A 25,848-nucleotide genomic window follows, 5' to 3' on the forward strand; every position below is an offset into this window, starting at 1 on the left:
CCATGAGCCGCCGCAGTAACCGAAGTCAAATGCTGTATACCCTTGGATTCCTGTTCTTGCTCGTATCCGCGTTCGCCGTGTTCTTCACCGGCGTTAAAGTCGGAGCCGACAAGACCGAAGCCAAATATGTAACCAAGAACGCCGAAACACAGTCGGCCGAGGGCGGCGCCTATTCGCAGCAGGAACTGGTCAATTACTATCATAACGTATTTTCGCCCTATCGGGAATTCAAGGCCGCTTGGAACGGGCAGTTGAACCGCCTTTCAGGCAGCCTGACCAGCCGCGAACGGGCCTCCGTTCTCAAGACGATGGCAGAACTCGCCGACAAATCGTACAGCGAAGTGACCCGGGAGTCCCTCTTCTCCGACTCGCCGCTGCTGGAGCAGGGACAGCTTAATTCGCTCAAGAGCATCCGCCTGTTCGCCGAGGCAGCCAAGGCTGCCCGGGACGGAGGAGCGGCGTCCCAGTCTGCGGATGCCCTCGGCAAAGGGGAGCTCTCTGTGGGAGCCGTCAAATACGGGCTGCTCGGTCAGAAGAATTATTACGACGCGATGGTTGTATGGGGCGGGCGCAACAATGCCCAGATCCCGGGCAGCTACAAGGCTTCCCGCACCATCAGCCTCAAGGAATGGAGCAGCATGCCGCTGCTGCTCAAGAACGCCATCTCTGCGGACATGATGCTGAACCGCAAGCAGTTCGAGAGCTACGAGCCGCAGGACCTCAGCGCCAAGATCGACGACCTGATCCACTCGGGCGCGGCCCAGTCGCTGAGCGTATCGAGCGCGCAAAAAGCCTTCTCGCTGCTTGTATCGACAGGAGCGCTGCAGGAGAATGATTACAGCCGGGTGCGCGTCCATTATTACAGCAGCGAAGTGCTGCCTCAGCTTCCGTTCTTCTATGAATAATTCCGGGCTTTTTATTCTAGCACAGGATGCGCGCAAAACCTATTGACACACCTTGCGCAGCCATGTTACATTATGAAAAAATTAATGACCCAATCGATGACGGAACAGGAACACTGAAGGTCTTCAGAGAGCCGGCGGGTGGTGCAAGCCGGTAGGCGGACAGTCTTTCCCAGCGCTCCCGAGATATCGAGCCGAACGTTCAGTAGGCCCGGTCGGATCATCTCCGTTACCAGTGTTCCTGTAATCAGGATAATGAGGCTGCCGCTCTCTTCGGGCAGCGAATTAGGGTGGCACCACGACAACTCTCGTCCCTATACTACGGCCGTAGTATGGATTCGGGAGTTTTTTTGTTGGCTTCTTCCATGCCATCCCCTTCTCCCCGGCTTGCAGGAGCGTCTCTGCAGCTTTCTTCTCTGCTGCGATAACGCGGTTGTCCAATTGAATATCAACGCGTTGAAGAAGCGGTGACCTTGCGAAGTGTTGGTAATGCGGAGTGCCTCGCGGCCCTCCTCTTATACAGGCTTTTATATTAAGGAGGAAGAGAAATCATGTTTAAAGTTTTGGTATCGGACCCAATCAGCGATCTGGGCATTCAGCAGCTTATGGAAGCTGCCGATGTCACGGTAGACAAGAAGACAGGACTTAGCGAAGACGAACTTGTGGCCATTATCGGCGACTATGACGGACTGCTCGTCCGCAGCCAGACGACCGTCACGCCCAAAATTATCGAAGCGGGATCCAAGCTCAAGGTCATCGGCCGCGCCGGCGTAGGCGTGGACAATATCAATCTGGAAGCGGCCACCAAACAGGGCGTTGTCGTAATCAACGCGCCGGACGGCAACACGATTACAACATGCGAGCATGCTTTTGCCATGATGATGGCTCTGGCCCGGCATATTCCCCAGGCCTATGCGAAGACTGTCTCGGGCGTATGGGACCGCAAGAGCTTCCTCGGCGTGGAACTGCGCGGGAAGACGCTCGGCGTGCTCGGCATGGGCCGGATCGGAAGCGAAGTCGCCAAGCGGGCCAAAGCCTTCGGCATGAGCATCCTTGCCTTCGACCCCTTCCTGACCGAAGAGCGCGCCGAGAAAATGGAAGTGAAGCTGGCCACCGTTGACGATATCGTTCGCAATGCGGACTTTATCACCGTCCATACGCCGCTTACGCCGCAGACGCGCAACATGATCTCCCGTCCGCAGTTTGAAGTCATGAAGAAAGGCATGCGCATCGTGAACTGCGCCCGCGGCGGCGTCATCGACGAGCTGGCGCTGGTTGAAGCGATCGACAGCGGCATTGTAGCCGGCGCTGCTTTTGACGTCTTCGAGAAAGAGCCGCCGCAGGCGGATCATCCTTTCCTTACGCATCCGAAGATCATTGTCACTCCCCATCTCGGCGCTTCCACGGTTGAAGCCCAGGAGAATGTGGCCATCGACGTATCGGAACAGGTGCTGCACATCCTTCGGAACGAGCCGTTCATCAATGCGGTGAACATTCCGCCGGTTGCCCCAAGCGTCATGAACAAGCTTCAGCCTTACTTCAATCTTGGCGAGAAGCTGGGCAGCTTCGCCTCGCAGCTCGTCGATACCGCCATCCGCGAGATTGTCGTCAGCTATGCGGGCGACCTGTCGGATGTGGACACCCAGCCGCTGACGCGCTATATCGTCAAGGGCGTTCTGACCCGGTACTTCGGTTCGGACGCCAACATTGTCAACTCCATGCATCTGGCCAAAACGCGGGATGTCAACGTCGTCGTCACCACCTCTTCGAAGACGCAGGGCTTCACGAATCTCCTGACCGTTCTGCTGAAGACTGAGGAAGGCGAAGAGCGCGTGGTCGCCGGCACGCTGCTTCAAGGCTACGGCGAGCGGATTGTGCAGCTCGGCAAGTTCTCCGTGGATATTGCGCTGGAAGGCCATCAGATCGTGATCTCGCACAACGACAAACCGGGCATTATCGGCCATGTCGGCACCCTGCTCGGCCAGAACGACGTCAACATTGCTTCGATGCAGGTGGGACGCAGCACAGCCGGCGGCAATGCCATCATGCTGCTGACCGTGGACCGCGAAGTGCCGGAAGAAGTGCTGGCCCATCTCTCCTCGCTGCCGGAGATCAATAGCGCCAAGGAAATTGCGCTCGTCTGATTCCATTCTCATTCATAGCGTGGAAGCCGCCCCCGGGCGGCTTCTTTTATTAGAAAAGCCGTTCCCTCAAGTTCCGATACCGGACCCACCCCTGCTTACGGACCTACAAAACCGGCAAGGACCCAAGCTTGTGCGGGGATAGACAAATTTCTACCCGAATCCTGTATTTTTTACAATGGACGGCAGGTCTGATGGCCTATATACTGAGTCTGAAAGGAAAAATTTACAGGGGGAATGATTGTATGAACTGGTTCCACAAACTGCCGCTTCGCGACCGGGTAATCGCAGGCTGCTATATGGTGGCCGCCTTGTTCGCGCTGCCGTTTCTGGCGGCCTTGATGATGACAGGGAATTGGCTCCTGGGCGTGCTTCTGGTCTTGGTGCTCGGGGCCCTGACGTACCCGTTGGCGCGCTTTATAGAGAGAACGCTTACATCTTCATTTAGTGACCTGGCTTCCGTCACGCACAGCATCTCCAAAGGCGATTTCACCAGCCGTGCCGACGAGAAGGGCTCCATGGGCGATATCAGCCGCGCTTTTAACAATATGATCGACAAGCTCACCGGCATTCTGAACGAAGCGTCCCAGATTACGCGCCGGGTGATGGATGCGAGCCGCGGCATCGAAGAGAAGAATTCGCAGCTTCAGACCGTCATGCAGCAGGTGTCCATGTCGGCCAATGAGCTGGCGCTTGGCACCAACGAAATTGCCGGAGACATTGCCGGCATGACCGAATCCATCAAGGACATTGAGACGAAGGTATCCGACTATGCCCGCTCTACCAAGGAAATGGACAAGCGCTCGCGCCAGACGCTGGAGCTGGTCGAGCAGGGAAGGCAGTCCATTGATATCCAGGCGGAGGGCATGCGCCGCAACCTGGAGGCCACCCGCCAAGTGGCCGGTACCATTGATTCCCTTGCCAAAAGCGCCCGCGATATTTCCAAGATGACCGGTACTATCTCGGAAATCGCCGAACAGACCAACCTGCTCTCGCTGAATGCATCCATCGAGGCGGCAAGAGCGGGCGAGCACGGGCGCGGCTTCGCCGTTGTTGCCGATGAAGTCCGCAAGCTTGCCGAAGAATCCACACATGCCACCAAGGAAGTATTCGGGCTGGTCCGGCGCATCGAGGAAGACATGAAACAGGCGATTTCCAATACCGCCATCAACGAGGAGATCGTCAATCTCCAGAACCAGAAGATCGTGGAGGCAGGCGAGATCTTTGCCCAGTTGGTCCAGAGCGTCCAATACATAACCGAACAGATTGCCGCCTTCTCCTCGGAGAGCGATCAGATGCTGGACAGCGCGCTGAAGATTTCGGCGGCCATCCAGAACATCTCCGCGATCACCCAGCAATCGGCCGCCGGCACCGAGGAAGTCTCGGCCAGCATGAATGACCAGATCCATGCCATCCAGGTCGTCGCCGAAGAGACCGAGAACATGACCCGCGCGGTGCTTCAGCTTCAGAAGACCATTCATATCTTCAAATTCTGACCGCCGTCCGCAAGCCGCACAAAGCCCGCATTCTACCCGGAAGCTCCTGCTGCCGGCCCGAATGCGGGCTTTGTTGTCCTGACAGGACGGTTAACATGTTCCTGCCGGTCCTCTACCGGCCGTGCTTCTCCCATCCGACTGTCCGCGCCACCGCGTCCTGCCAGACGGCATACCGCTCCTCCCGCTCGGCTTCCGGCATGGCGGGTTTGAACACGCGCTCGGAACGGTTGAACGCCTCCAGGCCCTCCCGCGTCCAGAAGCCGGCGGACAGACCGGCCAGCAGCGCAGCGCCCAGAGCCGTGGTCTCGGCATAGACGGTGCGCGTGACCTCGCTGCCGAGCAGGTCGGCCTGGAACTGCATCAGCAGGTCGTTCCGGACGGCTCCGCCGTCAACCCGCAGGCCCGTCAGAGGCATGCCGGCGTCTTTTTCCATCGCCCCGATAACATCGCGGGTCTGGCAGGCGAGCGATTCCAGCGTGGCCCGGACCAGATGGGCGGCTGTAGTACCGCGGGTAAGCCCGAAGATGGCTCCTCTGGCGTACATATCCCAGTAAGGCGCGCCCAGTCCGGTGAACGCGGGAACGACGACCACGCCTCCGGTATCGGGCACCTCCATTGCTTTCTCTTCCGAGGCCATCGGGTTGTCGATCAGCCCGAGGCCTTCCTCGAGCCACTGCACCGCCGCCCCGGCCATGAACACACTGCCCTCCAGGGCATAGTACAATTCCTCTCCCATGCCCCAGGCGATGGTAGTCAGCAGCCCGTGTTCGGAAGCGACAGGTTCCGTGCCGGTATTCATGAGGATGAAACAGCCGGTGCCGTATGTGTTCTTGGCACTGCCGGCCTCCAGGCAGGTATGGCCGAACAGGGCCGCCTGCTGGTCTCCGAGCACGGACAGAATCGGAATCTCGGCGCCGAACCACTCGGCCCGGGCTATCCCGAACAACCCTCCCGACATCCGCACTTCAGGCAGCACCGCAGCAGGCACCCGCAGCTCGCGCATCAGTTCCTCGTCCCACGCCCGGCGGTGAAGGTCGAACAGCATCGTCCGGGAGGCGTTGGTCACATCCGTGACATGCTCCGTTCCGCCGGTCAGCTTCCAGATCAGCCAGGAATCGACGGTTCCGGCGAGCAGCTCTCCGCGTTCCGCACGTTCTCTGGCTCCTTCGACGTGATCGAGAATCCAGGCAATCTTGGTCGCGCTGAAATACGCGTCAACCACCAGCCCGGTCTTGCGGGCGATCTCTCCTTCGAGGCCGCGCGCTTTCAGAGCTTCGCAGGCGCCGGAGGTGCGGCGGTCCTGCCAGACGACGGCCGGGTAGACCGGTTCCCCGGTCGTCCGGTCCCACACCAGCGCCGTCTCGCGCTGATTCGTGATGCCGATGGCGGCAATCTGCTGCCCCGTCGCGCCCGCTGCGGCTATTGCATCCCGGGCGGCAGCCACCTGGGACTCCCAGATTTGGTTCGGATCATGCTCCACCCAGCCCGGCTTCGGAAAAGACTGGGCAATGTCGTATTGTCCGATTCCGCGCATGACGGCTTCGCGGTCGAACAGAATGGCCCGGGAACTGGTCGTTCCCTGGTCAAGCGCCAGGATATAGTTGCTCATGCACATGGCTCCTTTTGTAAATACTCCCTGCCCGGTTGTTCCACGGTGAACAAGATTAATCGGTCCGTTTCAACAAAAAGCACCTCTCTTGCAAGAGGCGCTGTCAGGACTTGGCCGGATTTGGCTGGCTTTCGACAGGAAGACGGAGCGTAAATACCGTTCCTTCCCCCAGCTTGCTTCCGGCGGTTATGGTGCCGCGGTGGGATTCCACAATATTCTTGACGATGGCCAGCCCAAGGCCGGTTCCGCCTGACTCCCCGCGGACACGCGCCTTGTCGGCCTTATAGAAGCGTTCAAAGATAAACGGCAAATCCTCCGGCGAAATGCCGACCCCCTCGTCGCGGATACAGACCTCGATTACGGTCCGGCTCTCTATCGTCCGTACTTCCGCCGACAGGGCAATCTTCCTTCCCTCTGGCGTATGCCGGAAGGCATTGTCGAGCAGATTGGTCAGCACCTGCTCCAGCTTGTCCTCATCGGCCGCCTCAAGATGCAGTCGGTCTGAACGGCGGTGATAGGTCAGGATAATGCCGCGCTCCTTCGCTCTCACCGAGAACTTGCGGTACATCCGCTCCAGCAGTTCGTTCAAATCCACCGGTCGAAGCGCCAGATCGCTGTGGCCGGCATCCATCCGCGCCAGATCCAGAAGGTCCTTCACCAGCCGCCCCATCCGCAGCGACTCCTCGTGAATGACCTGGATCAGCTCGCTGCTCTCTTCCGGCGAGGAAGCCATGCCGTCGAGCAGCGCTTCGCTGTAGCCCTGCATCATGGAGAGCGGAGTCCGGATTTCGTGGGAGACATTTGCTACAAAATCGCGCCGCATCTTCTCCAGCCGGACTTCCTCCGTCACATCGCGCAGTACCGCCACGGCGCCTTGAAGGTCGTCTTCGACATGCAGCGGAGCCATATGGACGGACCAGACCCCCTGCCGGACATGAATATTCGACCGCTGGTCTCCCCCGTCGCTAAGTGTCTGGCGGAAGAGCGGCAGCAGCGGCGGCGGCACCTGGTGGCGCCGGCCCGCAGCCTGACCCTCCTCTTCCTCCGCAGCCTCCGGCTCTCCCTTGTCCCACAGCAGGTCGCTCCATTCATTAAGCAGCGCCTGGCCCGGCGGGTTCGTCAGAATGACGCATCCGTCGGTATCGAAGGTAATGACTGCATCCGTCATGCTGCGAAGAACGCTGGCCAGATGGCTCTTCTCATGATCGAGGCTGCGGATGGTCGTCTCCAGCTCCGCCGCCATATGGTTGAAGCTGGTGGCCAGCTCCCCGATCTCATCGCTGGTAACGAGCTTCAGCCGTGTCCCGTATTCGCCGCGCCGAATGGCGTTCGCCGCCTCGATTACCCGCTGCATCGGCTGCGTAATCTTCGTGAACAGAAACAGCGCAAAAAAAGTCGTCATCGAAAAACCGATCATGGCCGTATACATAAACAACCGCTTGATAGCCCCGGAGTTGGAAAAATTGCTGTCGATGTACGGTAGCAGAAACAATCCCAGCGTCATCAGAACGACCGCAACGAGACAAATAATCGTCACCCACAGCTTGCCGACGAGCGATCTCCAGAAGTTCACTTATTTAGGCACCTCTAGCTTGTACCCGACGCCCCAGACGGTCGTAATCATCGCCGCCGATTCGGGCGACACTTTGTTCAGCTTCTCGCGCAGGCGCTTGACGTGGGTGTCGACGGTCCGGAGATCGCCGAAAAATTCATAATTCCAGACATCCTTCAGCAGCTCTTCCCGGGAGAATACCTTGTCCGGCGAAACGGCCAGATAATGAAGCAGCTCGTATTCCTTCGGCGTCAGGCTGACTTCCTGGCCGCCGGCCGTTACCCGGTGCGCATCGTGTTCGATCACGAGCTGCGGAAAGACAATATTGTTGCTCGAATTGCTCTCCTTGGACAGGAAAGCCGTCGCCGACGAGCGGCGCATGATCGCCTTGACGCGGTAGATCACTTCGCGCGGGCTGAACGGTTTGACCACATAGTCATCGGCGCCCATCTCAAAGCCCTGCACCCGGTTGATCTCCTCGCCCTTGGCCGTCAGCATAAGCACAGGGGTCGATTTGACGCCGCGCAGCCGCGTAAGCACTTCCATGCCGTCGATGCCGGGCAGCATGACGTCCAGCAGAATCAGGCCGTAATCGGCGGAAGTCGCCTTGCGGAGAGCCGTTTCTCCGTCTTCGGCTTCGTCGATCTCGTAGCCTTCCTTCTCCAAATACATTTTGAGCAGCCGGCGAATCCGTTCTTCGTCATCGACGACCAGGATGCGATTCAAATGATCTGCCATCTTCACAACAACCCCTTCATCAAGTACAAACCCTATAAATAATCGACCGGAATCGATTCTTTTCGCTAAAATCCGAATTCAACAGCAGGCCATCCTTGTCAGGCCCACTCTCTCTATTGTACTATCCCTCTGCCGTGTACTGTCAACGGTTGAGTAACCTTTTGTGGAGCCAGGCTCCCATTCAGCCCTCCGCAGCACAGCAAAAAAGCCCCCTCCGCTCCTTCCGATAATCCTGTTCATAAAATATGGAAAGTGTGTGAACATCCTATGAACATTATATCGAATGGCAGGGGGCTTCTTTGTGAACTTTCTGTGACGTTAACGCGGTCTTTGACTCTTGCCGAGTCCGGACAGGGCGAGCTGCTTGAGTTCGTTGACTTCGTCCTTGGTCAAATGGCGGAACAGACCCCGCTTGAGATTGCCCAGCGGCAGCCCGCCGTAGGAGATCCGCTTCAGCCGGGTTACCGGATGATGAATAGCTTCGAACATCCGCCGTACCTGGCGGTTGCGGCCTTCATGAATGGTAATGCTGATAACCGCTTCCTTCTTCTCTTCGTCGATATCCTTGTATTCCAACTCGGCGGGAGCGGTCATGCCGTCTTCCAGATTGATGCCCTGTTTGAGCTTGTCCAGCGAAGTTCCGTGCGGAATTCCTTCTACGGTTGCCAGATAGGTTTTGGGCACATGATGCTTCGGGTGGGTCAGGAGGTTCGCGAACTCTCCGTCGTTCGTCAGCAGCAGCAATCCTTCGGTATCATAATCCAGCCGTCCGACCGGATACACCCTCTCCTGGATCCCTTTCAGGTAGTCGGTCACAATCTTGCGTCCCTTGTCGTCAGAGGCGCTGGTGATAACTCCCTTCGGCTTGTTGAACATAAGATAGATCTTCTTCTCGTTCTTGATCGGCTTGCCTTGCACCGTAATCGTATCCACAGCCGGATCAGCCTTCGTACCGAGCTCCCGGACGGTCTCCCCGTTGACTTCCACTTTGCCGGCCAGAATCAGTTCCTCGCATTTGCGTCTGGACGCAACGCCGGCCTGGGCCAGTATTTTCTGCAATCGCTCCATTGTCGACTAGTCACCTCAGCCTAATGATAACCATCGTTCGGAGAAATCACAAGCTTGCTCCACGGAAAAAAACTTCCCGGACAGACGCCGTCATGGGACCGGACGGCGCCGGACGGAATCCGGTAGCGCCCCGACAGCTCGAGAATCAGCTTGCCGGCGGCGAACATCTGTTCAGGCGGCGCCCCGTCCCGGCCAGCAGAGCCGCCCGGTCCGAAGTCCCCTTCGAGACAGATGTGGATGGATTCCGGGTCGGTCAGAAGCGGCGCGGCATGGATTCCGCCGTCCCGGGCGACCCAGAAATCGAAGCCTTTGCCGTTGATGGACGGGCAGGCGGAGTGATGGATGACAAACCCCTGATAAGACAAATCGGCGCCCCCTTCCCACATGCTGAAATAGCATATGAGCCGGAAAGCGCCGGGGTGCCTGGTGCCTGCAAGGCGGGGGAATTACCTGAAGGTCAGCAGGCAGACCGCGATGGCGGCGGCAAAGCCGACCAGATCGGAGAATAACCCGACCTTAAGGGCATACCGCCCGTTGCGGATGCCGACTGCGCCGAAATAGACGGTCAGCACATACAGCGTAGTATCGGTGCTGCCTTGGATGGTGGATGCGATCATGCCGATGAGGGAATCGGGACCGTGAACGCGGATCAGCTCCGTCGTGTAGGCCAGCGATCCGGTGCCGGTAAGCGGGCGCAGCAGGCCGAGAGGCAGCACTTCGGGCGGAATGCCGACCGCCTCCAGCGCCGGCGATATGAGACCCATGAAGAAGTCCAGAGCGCCCGAAGCGCGGAAGACGCTGATCGCCACCAGCATGCCGATCAGCGGCGGAATGATGCCGATGGCCGTGCCGAATCCTTCCTTGGCTCCGGTTACGAAGGACTCGTAGACCGGAACCTTGCGCGTATAAGCGTAGAGGGGAATGAAGGCGACCAGGACCGGTATGGCCCAGGAAGAAATCAGGCTGAGGAACGCGTACACGGAACGTCCTCCTTCCCCTGTCCCCCGCCCGAGACAGGCGGTCCCGGAGGCCGCTTGCGCTGCCGGCGGACCAGACGCCTGCGGAAGTACCGGTCGGCGGCAACCGCAGCCAGCGTGGCCACAAAGGTCGCCATCAGCGTAGTGCCTACAATGCCGGCCGGGTCCTTCGATCCGTAGTTCAGCCGGATCGCGATCAGGGTGGCCGGAATGAGCGTGATGCTGGCGGTGTTCAGCGCAAGCAGGGTACACATTGCGGGCGTCGCCGTCTCCTTGTCGGGATTCAGCGTCTGCAGCTCCTGCATCGCCTTGATGCCCATCGGCGTCGCCGCATTGCCGAGCCCGAGCAGATTCGCGCTCATATTGCTGAGAATGTACCCCATGGCCGGATGGTTCTTCGGCACATCGGGGAACAGAAAGCGGACGAGCGGACCCATCGCCCGGGAAAGAACGCGGAGCAGCCCCCCCTCCTCCGCGATCTTCATCATGCCGAGCCAGAATCCCAGGATGCTGATGAGCCCGAAGCTGACGGTTACCCCGTTCTTGGCCCCGTCGAATACCGCCGCCGTAAAGGCGTCCATCCGGCCGTTGACGGCGGCAAAGACGAAGCCGATCACAATCATGCCGAGCCAGATGGCGTTGATCATCCGGCTTCGCCTCCTTCAGGGCGAACGGTCAGCAGAACCCGCAGTGCGTCGGCAAGCGCCGCGCTCCAGCTCTTGGCCGGATGCACGCCGGCGCTGCTGCTTCGGACGCTCCCGAAGGGCTGCGCCTCCGGCGGCAGCCGGTCCGGGTCGTAGACGGGGACCCGGCCGATCTCCCGGCCGCCGAGCGTCAACACCAGTCTTCCGCGCAGACCGAAAGCCGTATCGGCGGAAGTGCCCTGGGCCGAAGCGGTCCCGGACGCCGCGCTCCCTTCGGCCTGAACCTTCGCGCGCTTCCCGGCGCCGCTCTCCAGCACCAGCTGGGTCTTCAGTTTCTCGGCCTCGCCGGCTTTCAGCGGGTAGGCGAAGCCTGTTCCGGCAGCCAGCGCGTAGCCTTCCACCCGGTCCCCGCGCTCGACAATCCGCTTCAGCGGATACTGGCTGAAGCCAAAATCGAGCATCGCCATATGGTCGTTCCAGTCGTTGCCGTCGTTGAGCGTGACGGCGACAAGCTGCTGCCCGCTGCGGGTGGCGGAGCTTACGAGGCAGCGGAGCGCTTTTTTGGTATAGCCGGTCTTGACGCCGTCCGCGCCCTCATACAGCCGCAGCATCTTGTTCTTGTTGCTCCACTTGTAATCCCACGGTTCGTTCGGATTGTCGGCCGTCTTGACCCGGGTCTTCACGATCTCCTTGAATACGGGATTGTGAAGCGCGTAGGCGGTCAGGACCGCCAGATCGTTCGCCGTGGAATAATGGCCTTCGGCATCCAGTCCGTGCGGATTGGCAAAATGAGTATGCTTCAGCCCGAGCAGCTCCGCCTTGGCATTCATCAAATGGACGAACCCTTCTTCCGAGCCGCCGACATGCTCGGCGATGGCCGTCGCCGCATCATTGCCGGAGCGCAGCATGAGACCGTACAGCATAGTCTCCAGCGTCATTTCTTCGCCTTGCCGAAGATAGATCGAGGACCCCTCCTTGGCATAAGCGTTCTTACCGACCTTGACGACGCTGTCCAGCTTGCCGTTCTCAATGGCGACAATGGCCGTCATAATCTTCGTCAGGCTTGCGATCAGCATCGGCTCGTCGCCGTTGTGGCTGTACAGAATCCGGCCCGACTCCACGTCGATCAGCGCCGCCGCCCGCGCCTGGGTCGAGACGCCTCCTGCAGAGACGGCTCCGGGCGGCAGAAGCAGCGCCAGAATGCCGAGCAGCGCCGCCCATTTGGTAATCCATCGGTTCATAGGCATTTTCGGCTCCTTTATGCTCCGGTATGGTATAACCGCGATGGTACAAGTGTATGCCTGGTCCACTTTCCTTATGTCACCGGAACGCAGCAAAGCCGCTCCCTCTGCCGTCTTGGCATGGGGAGCGGCTTTGCTGCCCTTAGAGGGAAGCGGGGAATCACTGGCATCCAGATAGGCTCAGAGCGGATTGGCTGGCGTAAAGGAAACCTCGCTCTTGCCGCTTTGGGATGATCCGCCGTCCTTGTTCCCGCCTTCGGAGGAACCTTCCTGGAACATGCGCTGGATGCGGTCCATCAGGTTCGGAGCGGCGTCGATAATTTTCTCGAAGATGTGGGTCTGGTTATCAAGCGGCACAATGCGCACTCCTTCGCGGCCCACAACGAGAAACGCAATCGGCCGGATTGAGACCCCGCCCCCGCTGCCTCCGCCGAAGGGAAGGAGCTTCACGCCGCCCGCCGGAGCGGATGCCGACGTCGTCTTCTCATCCTCTTCAACGCGGAAATCGCTGCCCCCGGCCGCAAAGCCGAAGGCCACTTTACTGATTGGCAGAATGACGCTGCCGTCCGGCGTATTCACCGGGTCGCCGACGATCGTATTGACATCGACCATGGCTTTGATGTTCTCCATTGCGGTCTGCATCAGGCCCTGAATGGGATGGTCACTCATGAATAGTCCTCCTTAATGAGCTTTAATGAACTGTAGCGATCAGTTACAGTGTGCGCCCGGACTGGTTCAATTATGTACGCCCATCCCAAGGGTTCAGGCTGCGGGCCGCCGGCTTCCGGCTTCGCTCCGAAGGCCCCGCAGCAGGCTCTTCCAGTTGCTCCATCCATTCTCCGCAGCCCGCACCCGGCGCAGGAGCTTCCAGCCGGCCGCAGCCAGCTCCGCCACCCGAATCCGGCCCGCCGCTTCCATCTCCGTGACAAAAGACAGCTGGTCGCTGTAGACGGGCTTGACGAACAAACGCGGTGTTTGCTGCAGGCGGACATACCGCGAGAGCCAGCCGACGGCGATCCATTTGCAGCCCCAGAGCGCTCCGGCGGCCACAGCGGTCTCCGCCGCGTCTCCAAGAGAGAAGTCAGTGGCCCAATCCAGCCGGGTAACCCGGACGCGGGAGAGCGTCTCAACCGACCATTCCTTCATCCCGTCGGTCCCCTGCAGCGCCTGCCGGCAAATGCGGAGCATCCGCTCCACCGCTTCCTTGTCCACGCGCTTGCGCTCCTCTGCCGGTCCGATCAGCTGATCCATCCCCGACCGTTCGAGCCGGACCTTCAGCCCTTGTCTCAACCCGTCGAATACAATGGACGGAACGGTGTACTGCATGTTGACGAGACCATAGAACGCCTTGACGTCGATCCGGACCCGGTCATTTCGGCCGGAGCGGTTCAGGTGAACCTTGAATTCGATGAAAGAGATCAGAATCAGCGCGACAAGCGCTGCCACCGCGGCCAGCACGGCGATCCCCACTATCCATCCTATAGGCATGCTTTCTTCCTCCCGGACATTCGTCATGACTGCCACCTCAGGTAGTATGGCGAATTGAACTGGGAAAAATTCGCTGCGCTCGTTCCTCGTCCGGACCTCCTGCCGCATGAAGAGATATGAAGACAGGCCGAAGCAGAGAACGGCAGCGGCCACCTGAACCGGAGTCTAGGGTGTCCAGCCCGATAGCCGGCAGCTCTAGAGGAACCCAAAAACACCCGCCGGCGCTTGCCGGAACGTGTCCGGTAAGCGCCAGCGGGCGTTGTCATTGTCAGAGAAGGAAGACCGGAGTCCGTCAGTCATCGGTCCCGGGACCGACTTCGTCCAGGGTCATCTGCCGGGTATCCAGCTTGTCGAACAGCAGCTGGGTCTCTTCCTCCAGACTGTCGCTATCGCCTCCGGCCGGCTCGGGCAGCTGGTTCAGGCTGGCCAGCCCGAAGCTGTCCAGGAACGCCTTGGTCGTGCCGTACAGAATCGGCCGGCCCACCGCTTCGGAGCGGCCGACCTCCATGATCAGATCCTTGTTCACCAGCGTGTGGATGGCCCGCTCGGCCTTGACGCCGCGGATTTCTTCAATCTCCACCCGGGTAATCGGCTGCCGGTAGGCCACAATGGCCAGCGTCTCCAGTGCTGCCTGGGACAAGGTGGCCCGCGACGGAGAATACGCCAGCCGCTCAAAATAAGGGGCATGCTCGGGCAGCGTGGCCAGCTTGTAGTTGCCCGCAATCTGCACCACCTGAAGTCCCCGTCCCGCCGAAGCGAATTCAGAGCGCATATCGCCCAGCACGCGGCCGATCAGGTCGGGCTTCTGCTCGGTAATCTCGCCGATCTGACGGGTGGACAGACCGTCCTCGCCCGCCAGGAACAGCAGCCCTTCAATAACTGATTTCAGTGTCTTGTAATCCATTCCATTCGTCTCCTCCTCTCCACTCCATGACGATGTCCTCGAACAGCCGCTCCTGATAGCAGAAGATCGCCTTCATCTTCATCAGCTCCAGAATGGCCAGGAATGTGGCCACAATTTCATGGCGGGCCATCTCGTCATGCAGCAGGGACGAGAACCGCAGCCGCCCGCCTTTGCCGAGCAGACGCAGCGACTCCGACACATCGCGGATGCGGTCCTTGACCGATATTTCATCCCGGGTGATCCGGGCGTAGGAGGAACGGCGGGCCGCCTTGCCCAGCGCCTTGCGGAACGCCGCAATCAGGTCGGCGGTATGCAGACCCTTGACGCCCGAGGCTTCCTGCTCCGGCACGAACGGGGCGAGATCGTCGGGTTCCTTGGTGAAGATCAGGCTCCGCTCGCTCTCAAGATCCAGCAGCTGAACGGCAATCGACTTGTATTTGCGGTATTCGATCAGACGCTGCACCAGCTCCGCGCGCGGATCGTACTCTTCATCCTCGTAGAAATCCATATCCTCGAACTCGATCACCGGCGGCTTCGGCAGCAGCATTTTGCTCTTGATGGACAACAGCGTCGCGGCCATGACGAGAAATTCACTTGTCACATCCAGTTCCAGCTCCTGCATCGTCTGCAAATAGTCCATGTATTGTTCGGTGATTTCGCTGACCGGGATGTCCTGGATGTCGATCTCCGCCTTGTCGATCAGATGCAGCAGCAAATCCAGCGGACCCTCAAACGTCTCCAGCTTGTACAAAACCGTCACGCGTCATCCTCCTAGTGGGTAAAAGCCCGGGCAAATGCAAAAGGCAGCGCCTCTGAAGACGCTGCACAAGGGCAAAACGGACTTTTGCGCTTTCTTCCTATATTAATAAATAAGCACGAAAACGACGGCTTCGTCAATAGCCCGGGCTTAAAACAATTTGGACAGGTTGGCCATTTCAATGGCGCTGGCCGCCGCGTCCCAACCCTTATTGCCGGCTTTGGTGCCCGCCCGCTCGATGGCCTGCTCGATATTCTCCGTCGTCAGAACGCCGAAGATGGTCGGCACACCGGTCTTCAGCGCAATTGCCGCTACTCCCTTGGATACTTCATTGCAGACATAGTCATAGTGGGTCGTCGAACCGCGGATAACGGTGCCGAGCGTGACGACCGCATCGTACTTGCCGCTCTCGGCCATCTTCTGGGCAATGAGCGGAATTTCAAATACGCCCGGTACCCAAGCTACGTCGATCTCTTCGTCCTTGACGCCGTGGCGCTTGAACGCATCCAGCGCTCCCGACAGCAGCTTGCTCGTAATAAACTCGTTGAAGCGGCCCACGACCACCCCGTACTTCAATCCATCCGATACTAAATGTCCTTCAAAATATTGCGGCATAATCCCTCTCCCTTTCTCTTCTTCAAATTAGAATCAGACGCGGCCTGTCTAGGATTTAGAATTCTCATCCTGCTCGATATCGTCGAATTTCAGCAGATGCCCGAGCTTCGACTGCTTCGTGTGCAGGTACCCGGTATTGTCCTTGTTCTCGGGCATCTGGATCGGAACGCGCTCGACCACTTCCAGACCGTAGCCTTCCAGCCCCTTGATCTTGCGCGGATTGTTGGTCATCAGCCGGATCTTCCGGACCCCGAGATCCTTCAGAATCTGGGCGCCGATGCCATAGTCGCGCAGATCCGCCGGGAACCCGAGCTTCAGGTTGGCGTCTACCGTATCGAGCCCCTGCTCCTGGAGCTTGTAGGCTCTCAGCTTGTTGACAAGGCCGATCCCCCGGCCCTCCTGCCGCATATAGAGCAGTACGCCCCTGCCCTCCGCCTCAATCTGGCGCAGCGCCGCCTCGAACTGCGGCCCGCAGTCGCAGCGGTGCGAATGGAACACATCGCCGGTGAGGCACTCGGAATGGACGCGGACGAGGACCGGTTCGTCTCCGGAAATCTCGCCTTTGACCAAGGCGACATGTTCCTTGTCGTCCACCTCGTTCGTATAGGCTATCGTCTGGAATTCGCCGAAATCGGTCGGCAGCCGGACCGAGACTTCCCGGGTAACGAGATTCTCCTTCTCGTTGCGGTAATGAATCAGGTCCTTGATGCTGATCAGCTTGAGATCATGCTGTCTGGCGATCTCCACCAGGTCCGGCAGCCGGGCCATCGTCCCGTCCTCCTTGATAATCTCGCAGATGGCGGCCGCCGGGTAGGCGCCGCACAGCCGGGCGAGATCGACGGCGGCCTCGGTGTGGCCGGAGCGGCGCAGGACGCCGCCTTTTTTGGCAATCAGCGGGAACATATGCCCCGGCCGGCGGAAATCCGCCGCAGTGGCCTTGGGGTCCATGATCGCCTTCACGGTTAACGACCGTTCATAGGCGGAAATACCGGTTGTCGTATCTTTATGGTCGATCGACACCGTGAACGCGGTGCCGTGGAAGTCGGTATTCCGGCTGACCATCGGCTTCAGATCCAGTTCCTCGGCCCGCTCCGCCGTAATCGGCAGGCACACCAGCCCCCGGCCATGGGTAATCATGAAATTCATAACCTCGGGCGTCGTCCGTTCCGCCAGTGCCACGAAGTCGCCTTCATTCTCGCGGTCTTCATCATCGACGACGATGACGACCTTGCCCCGCATCAGATCGTAGATCGCCTCTTCGATCCGGTCGAGCACACGCTCCTGCCCTTGCGATTCACTCATCTTCTCTTCCTCCTGGCAGGGACTCCCGAATTTTGCAGGACGCGTCTTCCGGCAATCCCTTTACTTGGGGCGGGGACAGATTCTCATAGAAATCCGTTCGCCGCCAAAAATTCGCTGCTGATCTTGGATTCGCTGCGCCCCTCGCCTGCCGGTGTGGAGCCGTAATGCAGCAGGTGATCGACATATTTGCCGAGAACATCGCATTCCAGGTTGACGCTGTCGCCCGCATGCTTGTAACCGAGCACCGTCTCGCCAAGCGTATGCGGAATAATGGATACCGTGAACGACGAGCCGGCAGCCTGGACAACCGTCAGGCTGATTCCGTCAATGGTAATCGAGCCTTTCGGGATAATGAATTTGAACAATTCCGCCCGGTCCGGCACAATCTCGATCACCACGGCGTTCTGGTCCCGCTTCATCCCGCGGATAATGCCGGTTCCGTCCACATGTCCCTGGACGATATGGCCGCCGAAGCGGCCTCCCGCCGCCATGGCCCGCTCCAGATTGAGCCTGCTTCCCGCGCGCAGCTCCTTGAGCGTTGTATGGCGGTAAGTCTGCGGCATGACATCGACGGTAAAATGCCCTTCGCTTATCGACGTCGCCGTCAAGCATACGCCGTTGACGGCGACACTGTCGCCGATCTTCAGATCTCCCATAATTCTCTTCGCTGCAATCGAGAGAACCATCATTTCGCCGCCGGATGAGACGCCGCGCAGGCTTCCCACCTCTTCCACAAGTCCGGTGAACATAGCCTCCACCTCTCTTTAGGATAATTCCGCCGCATTCTGCGGCCCGAAGGTCCCCGGAATGCCGGTCAGACAGAGATTGTCGCCGAGCCGCTCGACCTCAAGCTCACGCAGGACAATCGCGTCTGCCATCCGTTCCACACCTCCGAAGCTGAAAGCGGAGGGCGCCTGGGCTCCTCCCCCGACAATCTTCGGAGCGAGGAAAAGAACCACCCGGTCTACCAGTCCTTCTTCCAGCATCGCCCCGTTCAGTTCGCCTCCGCCTTCCAGCAGTATGGAGCCGATCTCCATCTGGCCGAGCCGATCCATCGCCTGGTGCAGGTCGACGCGCGAGCCGGTCCCGCAGCGGATTACCTGCACCCCGGCCCGGGCCAGAGCCGCTTCCCGTTCCGGGTCGGCATCCTCGGTCGTCAGAATAATCGTCGGGGCCTGGCCGTCCGCAACAACCGCCGCCTCCAGCGGCGTGCGGAGCCTGGAATCGACCACAATGCGGATCGGATTGAGCCCCGGAACCGGGAGCCGGGTCGTCAGCGAAGGATTGTCGGCCAGAACCGTGCCCACGCCGACCATTATGCCCTGATGGCGATGGCGCAGCGTATGTACGACCTCGCGCGATTCTTCGTTGGAAATCCACTTGCTGTCGCCGGTACGGGTCGCGATCCGGCCATCCAGGGTGCTTGCCGTCTTCAAGGTCACGAACGGCAGACGGGTCAGAATATATTTGATGAATTTCTCGTTCAACCGCAGCGCCCGTTCCCGGAGCACCCCAACCTCGACCTCGACTCCGTGCTCGCGCAGCATGGCAACTCCCCGGCCTGACACCAGCGGGTTGGGATCTTCGCAGGCCACGACGACCCGGGCCACCCCTTCGTCGATCAGCCGTCTGCTGCAAGCGGGCGTAAGGCCCGTATGGCTGCACGGCTCCAACGTGACATAAGCGGTTCCGCCCTTGGCCTGGCCTGCGGCCATATTCAGCGCGTGCACCTCGGCATGTCCGGTTCCCCGCTTCAGATGCGTGCCGACGCCGATTACGGCCCCGTCCTTGACCACCACGCAGCCGACAACCGGATTGATCCCGGTCTGACCTTGGGCCCGTTCCGCCATATCCAGCGCGAGCGACATGTAAAACTCATCATTCATTATATCCATAGAATGGCTGCGACCTCTCCTCCGTGGCATGATAGCTGTTATAAGTATGCATCAAAAAAACCGTCTTGCGCTCCAGGGAGTCAAGACGGTTGAATGCAGAGAGCCATGCACAGCATACAGCTCCGGCCATGCATGTGAAAAGTAACACAAAGCCGCCGGTTACACCGATGCTGCCTTGCCGCCTGCAAGGGCGGCATAGCCGTTCTCTCCTTCTTCCATCCAGACTATACTGTCGGTCCCGGAATCGCACCGGGTCCACCGTTCAGCACGCTGTCTGCAGCGGCCGACCGGGTAGCGGACTTGTCCCGGCCGGGAAGACTCGCTTCGCCGTGCCGTTCATCACCGCCGGTAGGGAATTGCACCCTGCCCTGAAGGATCAATCCATATTCAGTTTCAACATTCTAAAAGTAACACCCTCTTTCAAAAAAGGCAAGCCGCCGCTACCGACGGATAGCGGCTTGAAGCCATAGAAAGATTCCCCTATCGACAACAACGAAGAGGCGCGGATCATCCGCGCCTCTTCGTCCTGCTATTTCCTGGGGAATGAAGCCCCGGCTATCATTCTAAGTTTAGTGGTCTTTGCGCGTTCGGCTGAAGAACCGGTTCAACAGAATTCCGATCAGAATCAGGCCCAGACCGGCCATATAGATCGGCATCGAACTGGATTCTCCCGTCTTCGGCAGCGACCCTGCGGCTTCCGACGTCGTTCCCTTCGGAGTCGGTTCGTCCGGAATTTCAACGCCGCCTTGAGGCACCGGTTCTTCCTCAATCTGAACCGGCGTTCCGTCATCCCCGGGAACGGTTCCCGGACTGACCGAAGCGGCCGGTGCTGCGGTCGGATTCGCCGTAACCAGGCCACCGCCCGATCCCGGTCCTGCCGGCGTGATGTCATCCGGAATGATGATCTCACCCGGCGATGCCGAAGGCGTCGGAGCCGTCGTAGGCACGGTCACCGGCGTTGGCGTAGCTCCGGTTCCCGGCGTATCGGTGACAGCAGGCGTCGGCGACGTGCCCGGCGCCGGCGATGCGCTGGTATCCGGAGACAGCGACGCAGTCGGCGACGGCGATGCACTCTCGTTCGGCGACGGTGTGGCGCTAGATGTTGGTGTCACACTCGGCGTCGGCGATGGCGATGCGCTTGGCGATGGTGATGGCGATGCACTCGCCGATGGTGTTGGGCTTGCGCTCGGCGTTGGTGTCGCCGGTACCAGTCTGTCATTGGTAATCGCCAGATCTACCGATGCTCCCGGACTAACGGTAACCGGATATTCCTGTGTGGAGAGGATATATCCCTGAGGGGCGGTTTTTTCGATCAGCACATATTGGCCTGACAGCACCTTGCTGAAGACGGCTCTGCCGTTCTCTCCCGTGGTCTCGGTTCCGAGCAGGAAGCGCTCGTTATCGATCACCCGGTACAGATCAAAGGTCGCACCGGCCAGTACCGTAAGATGATCCCGGGAGTCCAGCTTGCGTACCGTCAGTGTTCCCCGCACGCCGGTTCCCGTTCCCGAACCGCTGCTGACGCCGACAATAATGCTCTTCGTCGTCTCCTTGACGATCTCGGTCGCATTGGTTCCGCTCAGTTTCACGCCGTTTGTCACGCTCTCGCCGTTGCCAGCGGCAATCAGCGACTTGTATTCCAATACATAGGAAGAATGGATTGCATTCGGGAATGCGAGTACAAAATTCTGGTGTCCTTCGCTGTCCGTAGCGATTTCAAGCGTATAGTCGGTGCCCTCTGCCAGTTCGGCCGTGCCCTTCACCAGCCGTCCGTCCGGGTCCATCACCGTCGGATAGAGATGGAACGAATCCCGCAGGAACACCTGGTTCGCACTCCCCGTATCGGTGACCCTAGCTTGCTCCAGCGTGGACTGGCTGCGATTGATGTGAACCGTCCAGTCCAGGGTGAGTCCCGATTGGACGCCATCCTTGGCGACCAGATCGCCGCCGTAAGGAATGGTTACCTTGCCGGTCAGCGGGCCGGAGGCCGGTTCCGGGCCGTCATACACATAGGCCGTGTTCGTCAGGCTCGGAGAGTTCAGCACCTTCCCTGCGAGTGAGGTTCGGAAGCCTACATAGAACGGATAATCCGCAGCCTGCTTCAGCGTTACAGTAATGTCTTTGCCGCCGCTGCCGTTGTCGGCAACCTTGACCGTATACTTGGACTTGTCGATCTCGCCGAGTCGGCTGGTCAGCCCATTATTGCGCATCTGGAACTGGTAGACCTTGATCGAGGATTCGTCCAGTGTCTGTTCCGGGCCAACCGTATCCTTGACCACCGGCTCTTTCAGGGCCCGGTAGCTGTAATTGGCTCCGATATACCAATACACATCTTTGGTAACGGCGTTATACTGTCCGTATTTGAAGCCGTTGTTCTTCGTTTCGATCCGCGGATCGAACTGGCCGTAGGCCGTCTGCTGCAGCGTCTTGCCGCTGTCGTCGGTCCAGCTTACGGAAGCCTTGTTGCGGAATAATTTATAATTGGCATGAAGAGCGGAATAATCGAAATTCAACTGATAGCGAATCGTCATTTTGCTCTTGATCGGCTCGTTGAATTCTATCACGAACCCGCGGTCCAGATGAGCCGGGTCATAGGTCAGCGTATAACGGGAGGGGTCCAGAACCGTCTTGTCGCCGTCCCGCACTTCCACGCTTCCCGGAATGAGCGTAAGTCCGCCGGACTCAAAGGTGTCGGCAACCTTCACCTTGGCCATCGGGTATCCGTCCTCGTTGACGGTAATCTTCCAGTCCACGACCCGGTCGCGGTAGTTCGCTCCGTCGGCGTTGACCGTCTTGTAGATCACATCCGGCTTGATCTCCTGCTTCGCTTCGGAAGAATAGGTTCCGGTTGTAACGGTATTTGTTACCGTATCCACGGCAAGCACCCGCTCGTTGGCCCGGGTCTTGTATTCAATCAGATACGGAGATTGAAGGTCCTTCAGGAATTGCAGCTTGAAGCCGCTCTTCGCGCCATAGGTCGTCTTCTCGACCGTATAATCGGTTCCCGGAACCAGAACGGCGTCCGGTACCGGCTGCTCCTTCTCGTTCAGCACCACGCTGCGGACCACAACGGAGTCCTCCACCAGACTCTGGCTGTTGTTGAACTGGTCGGTCAGCACCGCATCGCGCTGGGCAATGGCGGCAAAATTATAGTTATACTGGATCGCCCAGGAGATGGTCTGGGTACCCGGATCGTAAGCGGTAACCGTCTTCTTGAGCGCAGCGGCCCGCTTGATCTGCACGGTAGCTGTGGCGCTTGCCGGGTTCAGATTGCCGCCCCGGAAGGTGGCCGTGTTCTTGAACACGGTTGCCGTCGGCGAGCTGACTGTTGTGGCAAAAGAAAGCCGGTACGCGCTGCGGATCGTATCATCGCTGAATTTCAGCCGGAGGGTGCCTCCCTCTGCGGACCAGCTGTAACGGGACGCATCCAGCGCCGCTCCCGGAATGACGGTTCCGTCCAGCTGCACTTCAAGCGAATGGACGGCTACCGAACCGGGGTCCAGCGTAAGGCCGGCCGGAAGCGGATCCGTGATCTCGGCTCCGTAGACGGCATCGAGCGTCTTGTTGACATCGACGTTCCAAGTAACGGTTCCGGCGTTGTAAGCCGGCGCATAGCCCTTCTTGTCTATGGTGGAGCTGACATGGGGTCTGAAGTGCAGAACCACCACCTGCGTATCCCCGTTCACAGGGAACTGGACCGTCTGCGTGGTACTGCCCGTAATTGTCTGCGTATCGAACTGCGTCTTCAGGCGCAGCGTGCCTTTTACATTCTCATGGTTCGTAATGAAATCGTTGAAGGTCATTACGACCTGGTGCGTGCTTGAGCTTGCGGTAAAGGTTCCGACTTCTCCTTCATCGGAAGCCAGAATGCCGCTGACGTCGTTGTACAGCTTGAAGGCGTCGGGAACCTCGAAGGAAAAGGTATCCCCGGCGGCATAGCCGTGGCCGTTCGGAAGCTCCCAGGTATAATCCAGCGTTACGTTGGAGCCCTGTTCGTAGACGTCTCCCGTGACCGTACTTCCATCCGGCCCGTAGACCGCCATGGAGACGCTTGTGATGATGGTGCCGGCGCGGTCGATTGCAGCCGCCTTGACCGATGGCTGAAAACCGACGCCATAGCTGTACTGGGCAACCAGCAGCAGCACGACCAGCCACATACTGATTCTTCTCTTCAACATGTACGCAACCCCTCCGGTTTCTTGTTCTTCGTGCAGCACGCACTTGCATTGTACCTGGCCGTTCCGGCAAATATGACCGTTCCGGCCACAAAACTTCATCCGCCGTATGCCTGCCGTATGCTTATGTAGGAAGCTCACCTCTCTCGATGCCCGCAGACGGGTATATACCTTATATCACCCTCATTGACACACCCGAGAATCAGCGTTTCTAAAAAAACTTCCTCCAGATGTTCTATATAAAGAACAGTTCTCCTTCATGGTATTCGGCAACCTCTATTCTGTCAACCTGCTTATGTCCTGTTTTCCCGCCGTTTCCTCCACGCAAAAAGGCCCTCGTTCGCCTTAGGGAACGAGGGCCTGTCCGTGTGAGCTGGGGTGTTCCGCGTCTTATGCCTCTACCACTTCAACGGACGCCATCTTGTCGCGTCCCTTGAAAGTATCCACCTGTTCCATCCCCTTGACCACTTTGCCAAAAACGGTGTGCTGGCCGTCCAGATGCGGCTGCGGCGCGTAGCAGATGTAGAACTGGCTTCCGCCCGTGTTGCGGCCGGCATGCGCCATGGCGAGCGTTCCGCGCTCATGCTTGTTCGGATTGATCTCGCAGTTGATGGTATAACCGGGGCCGCCTGTGCCGGTACCGTTCGGGCAGCCGCCCTGGGCTACGAAGCCCGGAATGACGCGGTGGAACACGAGACCGTTATAGAAGCCCGAATTCGCCAGCTTCTCGAAGTTGGCTACAGTATTCGGAGCGTCCTGCTCGAACAGGTCAATTACGATTTCTTCCCCGTTCTCCATTTGAATCTTCGCCTGCTTTGCCATATGTAAATACCCCTTTCCAATGTGGACAATGATTGGTCAAATCTTTTAACAGTGTACTATGAAAGCCGCCCGGACGCAAAGGGGGCCCTCCCGCCGGACGGGAATGCCCCCTTCTGCTGCGGCCGCTTGCGGCCTAGGCTTTCGCTGCCGGCTGCTGCGCAGCAAGCCGTCTCGGAATCACATCGCCGGCCACAATATCGTCCCGGGTCTCCCGGCGCACGACGAGGTCGCTGCGTCCGTTCTCCACGAAGACGACTGCCGGACGGCGAATCCGGTTGTAGTTGCTCGCCATCGAGTAGTTGTACGCGCCGGTGCAGGCTACCGCCAGCAGGTCGCCGCTCTTGGGCTCGGGCAGCTCGACGTCCCAGATCAGCATGTCGCCGCTCTCGCAGCATTTGCCGGCGATGGACACGGTCTCTGCGGCCGGCTCCGCCGCCCGGTTGGCCAGAATCGCTTCATACTTCGATTCATAGAGGGCCGGACGGGGATTATCCGTCATGCCGCCGTCTACTGCAATATACTTCCGCACGCCCGGAATATCCTTGCTTGTGCCGACCGTGTACAGCGTGGTGCCGGCGTCTCCGACAATGCTGCGGCCCGGCTCCACCCAGATTTCGGGCAGAGCGGCGTCGATCCCGGCAAAATGCGTCTTCACAGCATCCGCAATCGCCGCCACATATTCCGAGACTTCCAGCGGCGTATCGCCTTCCACGTAGCGGATGCCGAAGCCTCCGCCCAGGTTCACAACCCGGAAAGACGCGCCGAGCTCTTCCTTCGCCTTGCGGGCAAAAGCCGCTACGCGCTCAACGGCCAGCTGGAATCCTTCCGTCTCGAAGATCTGCGACCCGATATGGGAGTGAACGCCGAGCAGATCCAGATGGGCTGCCGCCTCTGCGGCGCGGACAGCTTCCAGCGCCGAACCGTTGCCGATGTCAAACCCGAATTTGGAATCGGTCTGTCCGGTCGCGGCATAGGCATGGTGTGCGTGCGCTTCGACGCCCGGCGTTACGCGCAGCAGGATGCGCACATTTGCCCCGCGCTCTGCGGAGATGGCTTCAAGCAGCGCAAGTTCGGTAAAATTGTCGACCACGAAGCAGCCGATCTCCGCATCAAGCGCCATTTCAATCTCTTCCGGCGTCTTGTTGTTGCCGTGAAAATGAATGCGCTCCGGCGGAAAGCCCGCCTTCAGGGCGGTATACAGCTCGCCGTCGGAGACGACGTCCAGCGACAGCCCTTCCTGGTCAACCAGACGGCACATCGCCATGACCGAGAACGCCTTGCTGGCATAGGCAACCTGGAACCCGAGTCCGGTCGCGGCAAAAGCATCCATATATTCGCGGCATCTGCGGCGAATGAGCGCCTCATCCATAATATACAGCGGCGTTCCGTACTCCGCCTTCAGTTCGGTTACGTCGCAGCCGCCGATCTCCAGATGGCCCGCCGCATTCAACCGGCTCGTCCCGTGTAGAAACATATACGCCATTCCTCCGCTTTCTGTGGAATTTCCATCCCAGCTGGTTAT

22 protein-coding genes and 1 riboswitch are annotated in these 25,848 nt (G+C 59.3%); of the genes, 3 read left to right on the forward strand and 19 right to left on the reverse strand.

Going from position 1 to position 25,848, the window contains the following annotated elements:
* The first annotated feature begins 2 nt into the window (after positions 1–2).
* The 3 genes from RBI05_RS03425 to RBI05_RS03435 all read left to right on the forward strand — a co-directional run bounded on the left by RBI05_RS03425 (position 3) and on the right by RBI05_RS03435 (position 4,539).
* Positions 3–905 carry a hypothetical protein gene (locus tag RBI05_RS03425; RefSeq protein ID WP_150456485.1) on the forward strand — a complete coding sequence of 301 codons (903 nt, stop codon included), beginning with the start codon at positions 3–5 and terminating at the stop codon, positions 903–905.
* 548 nt (positions 906–1,453) lie between these two features.
* Positions 1,454–3,046, forward strand: a complete 1,593-nt coding sequence (gene serA, locus RBI05_RS03430) for a phosphoglycerate dehydrogenase (RefSeq protein WP_150456486.1) — start codon at positions 1,454–1,456, stop codon at positions 3,044–3,046.
* A 242-nt stretch (positions 3,047–3,288) separates the two neighbouring features.
* Positions 3,289–4,539 (forward strand): methyl-accepting chemotaxis protein, encoded by a 1,251-nt coding sequence (locus RBI05_RS03435; protein WP_310550128.1) that lies wholly within the window; start codon positions 3,289–3,291, stop codon positions 4,537–4,539.
* A gap of 112 nt (positions 4,540–4,651) precedes the next feature.
* Here the strand turns inward: RBI05_RS03435 and glpK are convergent, their stop codons facing one another.
* The 19 genes from glpK to lysA form a co-directional block, all read right to left on the reverse strand.
* A complete protein-coding gene (glpK, locus tag RBI05_RS03440) occupies positions 4,652–6,148 on the reverse strand; it encodes a glycerol kinase GlpK (protein WP_223879741.1) in 1,497 nt (498 codons plus the stop codon).
* A gap of 103 nt (positions 6,149–6,251) precedes the next feature.
* Positions 6,252–7,721 carry an ATP-binding protein gene (locus RBI05_RS03445; protein ID WP_310550129.1) on the reverse strand — a complete coding sequence of 490 codons (1,470 nt, stop codon included), beginning with the start codon at positions 7,719–7,721 and terminating at the stop codon, positions 6,252–6,254.
* Positions 7,722–8,438, reverse strand: a complete 717-nt coding sequence (locus RBI05_RS03450) for a response regulator transcription factor (protein ID WP_150456490.1) — start codon at positions 8,436–8,438, stop codon at positions 7,722–7,724.
* Positions 8,439–8,756: 318 nt separating this feature from the next.
* Positions 8,757–9,506, reverse strand: coding sequence for a pseudouridine synthase (locus RBI05_RS03455; protein WP_310550130.1), 750 nt, complete (start codon positions 9,504–9,506; stop codon positions 8,757–8,759).
* Between the two features lie 20 nt (positions 9,507–9,526).
* Positions 9,527–9,871 (reverse strand): peptidoglycan recognition protein family protein, encoded by a 345-nt coding sequence (locus RBI05_RS03460; RefSeq protein WP_310550131.1) that lies wholly within the window; start codon positions 9,869–9,871, stop codon positions 9,527–9,529.
* A gap of 81 nt (positions 9,872–9,952) precedes the next feature.
* Positions 9,953–10,486 (reverse strand): spore maturation protein, encoded by a 534-nt coding sequence (locus RBI05_RS03465; protein WP_310550132.1) that lies wholly within the window; start codon positions 10,484–10,486, stop codon positions 9,953–9,955.
* Complete coding sequence (locus RBI05_RS03470; protein ID WP_310550133.1) at positions 10,465–11,130, reverse strand: nucleoside recognition domain-containing protein; 666 nt, start codon at positions 11,128–11,130, stop codon at positions 10,465–10,467. The genes RBI05_RS03465 and RBI05_RS03470 overlap by 22 nt, the downstream gene beginning before the upstream one ends.
* Positions 11,127–12,374, reverse strand: coding sequence for a D-alanyl-D-alanine carboxypeptidase family protein (locus RBI05_RS03475; protein ID WP_408638289.1), 1,248 nt, complete (start codon positions 12,372–12,374; stop codon positions 11,127–11,129). Before RBI05_RS03475 ends, RBI05_RS03470 begins: the two co-directional genes overlap by 4 nt.
* 174 nt (positions 12,375–12,548) lie before the next feature.
* Positions 12,549–13,037 carry a GerW family sporulation protein gene (gene ytfJ, locus RBI05_RS03480; RefSeq protein ID WP_310550135.1) on the reverse strand — a complete coding sequence of 163 codons (489 nt, stop codon included), beginning with the start codon at positions 13,035–13,037 and terminating at the stop codon, positions 12,549–12,551.
* A 93-nt stretch (positions 13,038–13,130) separates the two neighbouring features.
* On the reverse strand, positions 13,131–13,856 hold the full coding sequence (locus tag RBI05_RS03485) for a DUF2953 domain-containing protein (protein ID WP_310550136.1): 726 nt from the start codon (positions 13,854–13,856) through the stop codon (positions 13,131–13,133).
* A gap of 292 nt (positions 13,857–14,148) precedes the next feature.
* Complete coding sequence (gene scpB / locus RBI05_RS03490; protein WP_150456699.1) at positions 14,149–14,760, reverse strand: SMC-Scp complex subunit ScpB; 612 nt, start codon at positions 14,758–14,760, stop codon at positions 14,149–14,151.
* The gene (locus tag RBI05_RS03495; protein ID WP_150456700.1) at positions 14,729–15,520 is read right to left on the reverse strand and encodes a segregation and condensation protein A; all 792 of its coding nucleotides are present in this window, start codon (positions 15,518–15,520) and stop codon (positions 14,729–14,731) included. The genes scpB and RBI05_RS03495 overlap by 32 nt, the downstream gene beginning before the upstream one ends.
* Before the next feature lie 147 nt (positions 15,521–15,667).
* The gene (gene ribH, locus RBI05_RS03500; RefSeq protein WP_150456701.1) at positions 15,668–16,132 is read right to left on the reverse strand and encodes a 6,7-dimethyl-8-ribityllumazine synthase; all 465 of its coding nucleotides are present in this window, start codon (positions 16,130–16,132) and stop codon (positions 15,668–15,670) included.
* Between the two features lie 48 nt (positions 16,133–16,180).
* Entirely contained in the window at positions 16,181–17,434 is a 1,254-nt protein-coding gene (locus RBI05_RS03505) for a bifunctional 3,4-dihydroxy-2-butanone-4-phosphate synthase/GTP cyclohydrolase II (RefSeq protein ID WP_310550137.1), read from the reverse strand.
* An 83-nt stretch (positions 17,435–17,517) separates the two neighbouring features.
* Positions 17,518–18,183, reverse strand: coding sequence for a riboflavin synthase (locus RBI05_RS03510; RefSeq protein WP_150456703.1), 666 nt, complete (start codon positions 18,181–18,183; stop codon positions 17,518–17,520).
* A 15-nt stretch (positions 18,184–18,198) separates the two neighbouring features.
* Positions 18,199–19,329 (reverse strand): bifunctional diaminohydroxyphosphoribosylaminopyrimidine deaminase/5-amino-6-(5-phosphoribosylamino)uracil reductase RibD, encoded by a 1,131-nt coding sequence (gene ribD, locus RBI05_RS03515; RefSeq protein ID WP_310550138.1) that lies wholly within the window; start codon positions 19,327–19,329, stop codon positions 18,199–18,201.
* A 203-nt stretch (positions 19,330–19,532) separates the two neighbouring features.
* Positions 19,533–19,709, reverse strand: a riboswitch (FMN riboswitch).
* A 189-nt stretch (positions 19,710–19,898) separates the two neighbouring features.
* The gene (locus RBI05_RS03520; protein ID WP_310550139.1) at positions 19,899–23,507 is read right to left on the reverse strand and encodes a collagen binding domain-containing protein; all 3,609 of its coding nucleotides are present in this window, start codon (positions 23,505–23,507) and stop codon (positions 19,899–19,901) included.
* Between the two features lie 387 nt (positions 23,508–23,894).
* Positions 23,895–24,326 carry a peptidylprolyl isomerase gene (locus RBI05_RS03525; protein WP_150456706.1) on the reverse strand — a complete coding sequence of 144 codons (432 nt, stop codon included), beginning with the start codon at positions 24,324–24,326 and terminating at the stop codon, positions 23,895–23,897.
* 133 nt (positions 24,327–24,459) lie between these two features.
* Positions 24,460–25,800 (reverse strand): diaminopimelate decarboxylase, encoded by a 1,341-nt coding sequence (gene lysA, locus RBI05_RS03530; RefSeq protein WP_310550140.1) that lies wholly within the window; start codon positions 25,798–25,800, stop codon positions 24,460–24,462.
* Between the last annotated feature and the right edge of the window lie 48 nt (positions 25,801–25,848).

The sequence above is a fragment of the Paenibacillus glufosinatiresistens genome, assembly GCF_031470375.1.
Classification (GTDB): Bacteria; Bacillota; Bacilli; order Paenibacillales; family Paenibacillaceae; genus Paenibacillus_AQ; species Paenibacillus_AQ glufosinatiresistens.